The sequence below is a fragment of the Leptospira adleri genome, assembly GCF_002811985.1.
GTDB classification, from domain to species: Bacteria; Spirochaetota; Leptospiria; order Leptospirales; family Leptospiraceae; genus Leptospira; species Leptospira adleri.
This window is the reverse complement of the sequence record NZ_NPDU01000063.1, coordinates 1-8,825: the sequence shown is the minus strand read 5'-3', so window position 1 is coordinate 8,825 and position 8,825 is coordinate 1. Positions and strand designations below refer to the sequence as shown.

8 protein-coding genes, 1 other RNA gene and 1 pseudogene are annotated in these 8,825 nt (G+C 41.0%); 4 read left to right on the top strand and 6 right to left on the bottom strand.

Features of this window, described 5'->3' with window-relative positions; all coding sequences use genetic code 11:
- Positions 1 to 886: 886 nt before the first annotated feature.
- Positions 887 to 1,309 (bottom strand): acyl-CoA thioesterase, encoded by a 423-nt coding sequence (locus tag CH376_RS18610; protein WP_100787041.1) that lies wholly within the window; start codon positions 1,307 to 1,309, stop codon positions 887 to 889.
- 466 nt (positions 1,310 to 1,775) lie between these two features.
- Positions 1,776 to 2,175: RNase P RNA component class A (gene rnpB / locus CH376_RS18605), an RNA gene on the bottom strand.
- 125 nt (positions 2,176 to 2,300) lie between these two features.
- Here rnpB and CH376_RS18600 point away from each other — a divergent pair.
- The 3 genes from CH376_RS18600 (at position 2,301) to CH376_RS18590 (ending at position 4,243) form a co-directional block, all read left to right on the top strand.
- The gene (locus tag CH376_RS18600) at positions 2,301 to 2,750 is read left to right on the top strand and encodes a tetratricopeptide repeat protein (RefSeq protein WP_100787042.1); all 450 of its coding nucleotides are present in this window, start codon (positions 2,301 to 2,303) and stop codon (positions 2,748 to 2,750) included.
- A gap of 192 nt (positions 2,751 to 2,942) precedes the next feature.
- Positions 2,943 to 3,230 (top strand): ribosome hibernation-promoting factor, HPF/YfiA family, encoded by a 288-nt coding sequence (gene hpf, locus CH376_RS18595; RefSeq protein ID WP_100786983.1) that lies wholly within the window; start codon positions 2,943 to 2,945, stop codon positions 3,228 to 3,230.
- Between the two features lie 71 nt (positions 3,231 to 3,301).
- Positions 3,302 to 4,243, top strand: a complete 942-nt coding sequence (locus CH376_RS18590) for a tetratricopeptide repeat protein (RefSeq protein ID WP_100786984.1) — start codon at positions 3,302 to 3,304, stop codon at positions 4,241 to 4,243.
- Positions 4,244 to 4,804: 561 nt separating this feature from the next.
- Here the strand turns inward: CH376_RS18590 and CH376_RS18585 are convergent.
- The 4 genes and pseudogenes from CH376_RS18585 to CH376_RS18570 form a co-directional block, all read right to left on the bottom strand.
- Positions 4,805 to 5,366, bottom strand: a pseudogene (locus CH376_RS18585) (LIMLP_12425 family protein); the annotation flags it as partial.
- Between the two features lie 6 nt (positions 5,367 to 5,372).
- Positions 5,373 to 5,975 carry an RNA polymerase sigma factor gene (locus tag CH376_RS18580; RefSeq protein WP_069607915.1) on the bottom strand — a complete coding sequence of 201 codons (603 nt, stop codon included), beginning with the start codon at positions 5,973 to 5,975 and terminating at the stop codon, positions 5,373 to 5,375.
- Between the two features lie 84 nt (positions 5,976 to 6,059).
- Positions 6,060 to 6,419 (bottom strand): PilZ domain-containing protein, encoded by a 360-nt coding sequence (locus CH376_RS18575; RefSeq protein WP_100786986.1) that lies wholly within the window; start codon positions 6,417 to 6,419, stop codon positions 6,060 to 6,062.
- Between the two features lie 137 nt (positions 6,420 to 6,556).
- Complete coding sequence (locus CH376_RS18570; RefSeq protein WP_100786987.1) at positions 6,557 to 8,011, bottom strand: MBOAT family O-acyltransferase; 1,455 nt, start codon at positions 8,009 to 8,011, stop codon at positions 6,557 to 6,559.
- 176 nt (positions 8,012 to 8,187) lie between these two features.
- Here CH376_RS18570 and CH376_RS18565 point away from each other — a divergent pair, with 176 nt between their 5' ends.
- Entirely contained in the window at positions 8,188 to 8,793 is a 606-nt protein-coding gene (locus CH376_RS18565; protein WP_100787043.1) for a DUF3332 domain-containing protein, read from the top strand.
- Positions 8,794 to 8,825: the final 32 nt, after the last annotated feature.

Below are 8,825 nucleotides of genomic sequence, written 5' to 3'. Positions count from 1 at the left end.
TAAAAAAAAATCTTTTTTAAAAAATAAACCCAAAAAAAAAAAAAAAAAAAAAAAAAAAAAAGAATTACTCATGAAAATATTTCAAAATCAAGTACATTCATTTTAAAGAATATTCAAAATTAATTTTGTTACTTTGCGCCGAACTCTTTCTCTTTCATCGTGTTTCTAAATTTTTCTCTGCGCATTTTATCGATGACCCCAATCTCATTCTTAAAATTCAAAGAACGTTAAAACACGAATTCTACAAGCAAACCAGCCAAAAATGGATACTCATCCGTTAATCTAAAATGTGGGAACTCATACAAATTTGAAACGCTGGAGAATTTGAAGCTCTACTACAAGTTAGAAAGGCGGATTTGTGGGAACTCATACAGAAAGGATTGGAATTTTACAAAAAAATCTCCCCGTTCGTTTTCGAATTCCTAAAGAACAAAAGAACCCATTCCGATTCACAGGATCGATCCTTAGGAATCATTCGAAAGAACGAAGCTACATTTAGACAAGACCTTGCGAGAAGGATTCTTCTGAAGCTCATCAGAAAATAGTTAGAATTTTACAAAACTATCTTTCCGTTCATTTAGAAAAAATCGAGGAACTCTCATGTCCATAAAACCCAAACGACAAAATCAACCAGGAGAATAAAATAGATACGACATTAAACCGCGCCACCCCCTTACCGGAGGATCACAAAAAAAAAGAATTAATTCGTATTTTATTATATTTTAAAAATTTAATTCTTCTGCCAAATTTCTGAAAAATCAAAAGAAAGCCATTTAAGAATTCATACTCTCAAAGTGAACAAAATCAAAAAAATAAAACAAAAAAACGTAAAGCCAACATTCCAAAAAACAAGCAAAGAAGGAGTTTTTAAAAGACAACTCTGCGCCTAAGCCTGTCCTTGGAAAAATATATTTTTATAAATATCCGGAAGTTGGGTAGGCTTTTGTGTTGCAAAGTTGAACCAAAGAAATTCTCCTTTTGCCGTCGCCACACAATCTCCCTCCCGATTCCACATCGTACAAGATATGTGAAAAGAACGGGATGCTACGGAATCAACCTGAAGAGTAATCTCTAGTATTTCCGGATAACGGACCTGTTTTCGATAATCAACTTCGATATGAGTGATCACCGGCCCGCCTTCGGAAGGACGATCCGGCGAATCCCAAAGTTTCAAATCGGAAAAGTAATTTGCTCTCGCGTTTTCAAAGTATTTGGCATAGACGACATGATTTACATGTCCAAAAGCATCCATATCCCCCCAAGCAACTTTTTGGGAATAACTGTATTGGTATCGAATCGGTTTAGGCATTCTTTCTACTCTTCTCTGAAAATCTTCAATCGGATCCAAACTTCTTTGAATTCAGTGGATCCCAAACAGATTCATTATAATTTTTTAATATTCTTTAAATTTGGAAATCTTACGAAAAAGTCCCTCAAATGAAAAAATTCGTTTGCTCGAAATTGAACCCGCCGACGACTTTATGCGAAGTTCGTATAAACAACAAAACTCTAACCTCAAAAGACCAAACAGCGCAATTTACACGAAGGGCGCATAAACAGCAAAACTCAAACTCTGCCAACCACTCACTCCCACTCAATTTACACGAAGGGCGCATAAACAGCAAAATTCAAACTCTAATCCATTCGAACACGACGGTTCATCTTCTGAAATTTTGCATTTCGCTTCAAAGAGACAATCAATCTGTCGCATTCTTCTCCCTTCGGAAAACTTCAAAATTGAAGGGGAGAAGTTTCATTCTTGATTCGATGTATTTCTGGGCATTCTGCCTATAAGCCGGATTCTGTCCTCTCCGAAGAGATGGATGGCCATTTATCTTGCTCCGAAAGTTACCGATCGAAGTCCTTGCTCTCTACCCGCAACCCCGCGGAAACGACTAAAGGTTGCCTATTTGAGATTGCACCCGGGAGGGTTTACCGTTCCCGACTTCTCTCGAACTCGGAGGTGGGCTCTTACCCCGCCATTTCACCCTTACCTCAACCGAATCTCTCCGGCGAAGGCGGTATCCTTTCTGTTGCACTTTTCCATACCTTGATTCTCGAAATTTCTTTCAAGAGTCAAAATTCCGGGAATTACCCGGTCCCGTGTTTCCTGGTGTCCGGACTTTCCTCACCCCTCTCGTTGCCGAGAAGCAGCGCGACCATCCGGCAGAATGCTTGGATTAGACAATTTTAGAAGCCTTCCTCAAAACCAGAAAAAAAAGAAAGAATCTGAGATTCTCGTTAAAAATTGGCACGGCCCTTGCATATATTATACAGAAGACGGATTTAGGGGTGATAAGATGAACAAGTTTATAACAGTTGCTCTCTTTTTTAGCATTTTTACTGGACTTTATGCGATGCCAGAGGCTCAAAAGGTCGAGGAAGAGCTTATTAAGTTTACACCGGAAAACGAAATCCAGCTCGCAAACAAGTTGAGCGCCCTAGGAAGTCTCAAACAAAAGGTAAGAGATTATAACTCTGCCATTGAACTCTATAACAAATCTCTTACGGTTCGCGAAAAAATAGGAGAAAGAGAATCTTCAGGATACGCTCTGGTTCTTTATCTCAAATCCATCTCCGAGTTTCGCCAAGGAAAATCCTGTCAAGCTCTCGAGAACATTAAGAACGTAATTTCAATTTATCAAAAAATCGGGGATATCGACGCGGCCCTCAATGCGGAAGAAGAAGCATATAAAAAATACCAAGAAGCTTGTTCGATCCACATGGAGAACGTTGCGAACGCGCAATAACTCAAGTAACTTGAGCCCATTAATTCATCCCATCTCTAGTTCTAACTGACTTGGCCCGCCCGAAAGGGCGGGATTTTTTTTGATTTGACTCTTCTCCTTTCAAGACTAATCTGAAATTCCGGATCTTGGCGTTTTCTGACTCCTCTCTTCGTCTAAATTGGTCCGGATCAAAAAAATAATTCGGAGCAGCCTATGAAAATAAATTATAATTGGAAGAATGTAGATCATTCGAAAGCAGCCGAAGAATATGCAGACAGCAAATTGGACCGCGTTTCAAAATATCTCCACTCCGTTCAATCGTTCGAAATTTCTTTCGAAATGATTCATGGAGAGGTAACTGCGAATCTGAATCTGCACGGAGACGGAAACAAATTCAACGCGCAAAATTCCAACAAAGACATCTACGCTTGCATCGACGGTTTGGAAGATAAGATCGTAAAACAAGTCAGCAAACATCACGATAAGAAAGCCACTCACTGATTCGATTCCGAAAGTTGCCGCATTCATCCGGTGGATTTTCCGCCGGATTCCAATCCAAAGAATAATTCTCAATGTCCTTTTCCCGAAAATTAGAAGAAGCGAATCAATATCTTTCCGACGGAGATTTTGAAAAGGCAAAGAAGAATTTTGATTCTCTCTTAAACGAAAACCCCGAACATCCGGAAGTGATCGCCGGATTCTTCATTGCATCGTATTGGGACAATCGACTGGATCGAATTCACAACGCAAAAGAAGGAAGAGAAAGAAGTCATCTTCTCGTTCAGTATTTTTCGGAATTTCAGAACGCATTTGAACTCAAAAAATTCAGCGGAACTTCTTCGTTTCGTTGTATTTCGGAATCGGTTCTTTCGGAAGCCGTGGATCAATTGAAAATTTCGGTTCAAAGAGAAGGGTTACACTTTCAGGATCCTTCGGCGCTTTTGGGACTCATTCGGGAATTGATCCGCTTTCGGGATTACAGAAACGCCCTTGAAATTTTGAACTACGCCTCTTCTGTGGAAAGAAATTCTCCGGAGTTTCTCTATCTTCGCGCCGAATCTCTTTTTCAGACCGGAGAAGAAAGGAGGGCCCTCGTTTTGTTTCGAGAAGCCTTTCTCAAAGACCCGACTGCGGCGCCGCTTTCCGTAATCAAGGCCGAGCCGATTCTTACTTGGATCGAAACCCTAAAAAGCTCCTACCAAGAAGAATCGGATCTCAAAGAAGTGCTCCCCGTCGTCCTTGCCGAAAGGGGAATTTTCGAGGAAACCAGAAATTATTCCGATAAAGAACTCTTAGAATATTATAAAAATTTAATTCGTCTGAAAGACACTTTGAACTCCAGAAAGGATCTTTATGATTTTAAGATCCGTTGTAGAATTCTCCAACACGCGTGTTTGATTTTGGACGTTTGTCGCGGGATGCAATACAGCGAAATCTATCAGGAATCCAAGAGAATTTTGGATCTCGTCGATCCCGGTTTTTTCCAAAGAAGACAGGATGGAATTCGGAGATAAAACTTCCTCGCCTCTCGACCTCCGATTCTTAGGGCGACTTTTATATCTTTTTTTCAAGAATTCGTTTATCTACGCGGATCGATCCGCGATCCTACGGGAAACGGACTTTAAGTCCGATTGCAATTTTTTTATCTTGGATCTCCTTTGTCGGTAGAATCGAATGCCCAGCTCCATAGAAATACCCGAATCGTGTGAGTTCTTACTTTTCAAAAATCGGGACGACCGATCAATCTGTGTGAGCCGTTAATCGGCGACCAGAGCCTTTGGAAACGCCTTTTTGAGATCAGAAGAATGCACCGAAAAGTGTGAGTTCCTACATCGGGATTCAGATCCAGTTCCGTCTTTCAATGGATTCTTCCGGAATCAAAATTTTTCGGTAGATGTATGAGTTCCTACTTTTCAAAAAGATTCTTAAATCAACGACGTTCACCGCAGACTTTTAAAATAAGAAGTCTTTCGGATTCTTAAAAGCTAAAATCGATTCAAAGGGAAGTTTGGAAAGAATTTGCCGCTGTAAAAAGAACGGCAAATTCCATCAAAAGGAGAAGAAATAGGAAAACGGGGATTATTTTCCTTGGGTCATTTCTAATATTTTGTTCAATTCTTCGGCAGTTCTCAGATCACCCTTTTCGGAAAAATATTTCCGAAGAGAATCTAAGGTCTTTTTTGCTTCCGCATTCGCCGGAATTTGTTTGAGCAGATCGGCATCCAGTTCCGCTTGAAAAGAACCGGAAGAAGGAATGTCCTTGAAATTTGCGGATTCATTCTGACCGAAAACGGTTCCTGATCTTTCCATTAAATTGGGCGAAGAAGGAGACTGAAAACGATTGTAAGAAACGAATACGATCGCCAGCGCAAGAGCGGCCGAAAAGGAAAGCTGTAAACCGCGATTGGAAAGAACGCCTTCTCGGAATTTCTCCCATCCTTTTTCGGGTTCGGGTTGTATTTGTTGGAGTTGGTTTTTCAATCGGAGGGAGAATTCTTCACTCAGCATAATCGAACTGAGTTCTTTGTTTCGGAGTTCGGACATCGTCTTTACGAGAGAATTCTCGATCTTAAGTAGGTCCCCATCCTCTTTCCTGAGAAAGAGCGGAACCTTGAATTTTGAATGTAAACGTTTCATCTTTTTCTACCTGAAGTATCCTTCGCCCTTGCCGTCTTGTAAAATCAAATGTTTCAAGAATTCTTTCGCTTTAAAGAGCCTGCTCTTTACGGTGCCCACGTTTGTTCCCAGAACCTCTGCGATTTCCGCGTAGGACATTTCCTCGAAATATCTGAGTTCGATGACTTCCTTGTAAAGATCTTCCAACTCGTTGATTTTGCTAATTAGATAGTTGGACTCATCACTAAGTTCAATTTTTTTTTCGAATCCGACTCTCTCATCCGTTACCTGATATTCCTTATCGTCCATGGAATTCTCTTTAGCTCGTTTCCGTTTCGCTAACAAGTCCTTCGATTTGTTAACGACGATACGATACAGCCAAGTGTAGACTCCGGATTCCGCTCTAAAATTACGGATGGAACGATATCCGGAGATCAACGCGTCTTGAACGATGTCCTCGGCGTCGTCTCCGTCTTTCACCATGGAGATCGCCTTTCGATAAAGCCTCTCACGGAACGGATTTACGAGTTGAATATAAGCCTCGTCGTCGCCTTCTTTGATTTTTTTCAAAAGGCCGATTTCGATTTCCCGAAGGGTCGGTTTTTTGGGAGTGATTTGTTTTTGGTCCATGCTTGTAGAAGTTGAATCCTGGATTCAAGAATCCTTAAGTAAGCGGATATGGCAATCCGGAAAAATGGAGGAAAGAAGAATGGTTTAAGGATCCTGTAAAGAGAGATTGATCAGAACCAGAGTTTCCGTCAGGATCATGGGCACTCGGAAGCGAAGTCCGTAAACGTATCTTAATTTATGGTCGATCGTCTCCTCTCCGGACCAGACGATATCTCCCTCGAATTCGAGACGTCTCGCTGTTTTCTTTTCTATGACCGATCCGTAAACCGGTTCCGTTGGTTCCAGATCCTCTCCGTTAAAAATCAGACAAATGCCCGTTTCCGAAATATTTCCGAGCTTTGCGTGAAGCGTTATTAAACCGAATTCGATTTGTATGATATAGTCCGCATAGACGCCCGGATAATATCGGTGACTTCTCGGTTGTTGATCGGAGTTTCCGGACATCCAGATCAGAGTTACAGCGGAATGAATGTTTGTCCAGAAGGATTTTCATTCCAAAATTCTTCGATAATTGAATGGCAATTTGGCGAACTACGTTGTAAACGAAGAGGTTTTGTTAGGCGAAGTCGGATTCTAAACAATCAAAACTGAAAGTAGATAAAAGGAACTTCAAGATCGGGAGTCAGAAGCGCCAATCCCACAAACAAGAAAGGATAGAATACGAACTCAAACCATACGGGGATTTCCCAGCTTTTCTTTTTTTCAAAGATCAGATGACCGAGCCATTGTCCGACGATTACCGCAAGGATAACCGGTATTCCGGTTTTCAGCATATAAGGACGTAATCCGCCTTCGGTAAATAAGAACATTCTTTTCACCATGATCCATTCTTTCGTTAAGGACTCGGATCGAAAGCAGGTACCGACCGCTACGGAAACGAAGTTTGCCAAAAAGATCTGTATCGGCGCCAAGACCCTTTCCGGAATTATCCGAAAGTTCGGAAAGTGTTTCTCCTTAAAATTTCCGTACATCGCTTCGATCAACAGAAGTGTTCCTTGACAACTTCCCCAGACGATAAAGGTCCAATTCGCTCCATGCCAAAAACCGGCGATGAACATCGTAAACCAGAGATTGAATCTATGGCGAAAGGCCCCGGCCCGATTCCCGCCTAACGAGATATAAACGTAATCCCTAAGCCATGTAGAAAGAGTAATATGCCATCTCCTCCAATACTCGGTGATGCTCCTTGCAGTAAAGGGCATACGAAAGTTTTCCGGAAGTTCATATCCCAAGAGAAGAGCCGCAGAATAAGCCATGTCCGTATAACCGCTAAAATCGCAGTAGATCTGAATCATAAACAAGGTCGCTGCGAGCCAGAGAGCCGCGGTTCCGTAATTCTCGGGATTTGCAAAAATCAGATCTACGATCGGTGAAACGTTATCCGAAAGCACAACCTTCTTGATATAACCCAGAATAAAATAACGGATCGCTTTTCGAAACGGGATCGCCGTAATATTCTTAACCGTTTCCATCTGAGGAAGAAACGTTCTTGCAGTTACGATCGGACCTGCGACGAGTTGAGGAAAAAAAGAAACGAAAAGTGCGAATCTCAGAAAACTTTTTTCGGGAAGAATCTGTCCCCGATAGACGTCTATCGTATAACTCAAAGATTGAAACGTATAAAATGAAATTCCGACCGGAAGAATGATGTTCAAGATCGGGAGGGAATTCCCGACTCCGAAAGTGCCCAGAAATAAATTGATCGAATTCGCGAAGAAATTATAATATTTAAAAAAGCCCAAGATAAAGACAAGATTGAGAACCAAGCTGACCGTGATCAGAACGAACTTTGATTCCTTATCCTCGGTCTCGTGTATTTTTGCTGCCAAAAAGAAATCGATTACGGTTGAAAGAAGAATCAGTCCTCCGAATCTCCAATCCCAGCTCATATAAAAATAATAGCTTACGATGAGAAGAAAACTGTGAGTTACTGTGAGAGCTTTTGAGTCTTTCCCGAAGAAATAGGGAATTAGATACCAATAGATCAGGAATACGAAGACAAAAAATACGAAAAATTCTAAAGTAGGAAAAAGCAAACTTCTACTCCCGATGTTCCTCTCATGTTTTTCGGATCGTAGATCCGGTCAAGGAATTATGATTGCTTCTCTTTTCTTCTCAGTCTCGAAATTCTCCCTTTTAAAAAAGAAAAATCTTGCATAAATTTCGCTTCAAGGATTCAATTCTCAGAAATCTGACCAAGGAGTTGTTTTTCATGCAACAAAATAAGTTTCGTAAGTCTCTCGTCGTTTTCCTCATTCCAATGATCACTCTGCTTTCATTAGCAAATTGTTTCGGTAAATTTGCGATCGTTAAGAAAGTATATGACGTGAACGAAGGATTCAATATCGGAAGCGGCCTACTCGCAAAGATCGTCAAAACTCTCGTTATGTATTTCCCTTTCAGCATCCTTTACGCAGTCGGATTTTTCTTTGACATCATTCTTTTTAACTTAATCGAATTCTGGTCCGGAAGCAACCCTGTGGGTTACAATGAATATGATAAGGATGGAAAGTATGTTAAAACTTTCGAAGACCAAGGAGAGAAACTGACTTTAACCTATTCCAATTTCGGAAGCAGACTGGATCTTCAGGTTGAAAAGGAAGGAAAAACACAATTTCTTTCGACTCTTCGTTCGGAACCCGGTAAGTTTTTCGTGGAAAAAGACGGAAAGCTGGAAGAAATCGCGGTGAGCGCTGAAACGATCGGTTCGAAGACAATTCTTAAAATGGCGGAACAAGGAAAGTTAAAATCCACAAAGGTGATCGAGACCAAAACGTTAAACGAATTGGAAGCGAAGCTGACCGCAGAAGCTCTTTAAGAGTCTAAAAAAAGTAATCAGGGAAGGATCCC

Bases quoted from the DNA above. Each gene is read 5' to 3' on its own strand.
- CH376_RS18590 (WP_100786984.1), top strand. From the start codon at position 3,302: ATGTCCTTTTCCCGAAAATTAGAAGAAGCGAATCAATATCTTTCCGAC.
- CH376_RS18580 (WP_069607915.1), bottom strand. From the start codon at position 5,975: ATGGACCAAAAACAAATCACTCCCAAAAAACCGACCCTTCGGGAAATC.
- hpf (WP_100786983.1), top strand. From the start codon at position 2,943: ATGAAAATAAATTATAATTGGAAGAATGTAGATCATTCGAAAGCAGCC.
- CH376_RS18565 (WP_100787043.1), top strand. From the start codon at position 8,188: ATGCAACAAAATAAGTTTCGTAAGTCTCTCGTCGTTTTCCTCATTCCA.
- CH376_RS18600 (WP_100787042.1), top strand. From the start codon at position 2,301: ATGAACAAGTTTATAACAGTTGCTCTCTTTTTTAGCATTTTTACTGGA.
- CH376_RS18575 (WP_100786986.1), bottom strand. From the start codon at position 6,419: ATGTCCGGAAACTCCGATCAACAACCGAGAAGTCACCGATATTATCCG.
- CH376_RS18610 (WP_100787041.1), bottom strand. From the start codon at position 1,309: ATGCCTAAACCGATTCGATACCAATACAGTTATTCCCAAAAAGTTGCT.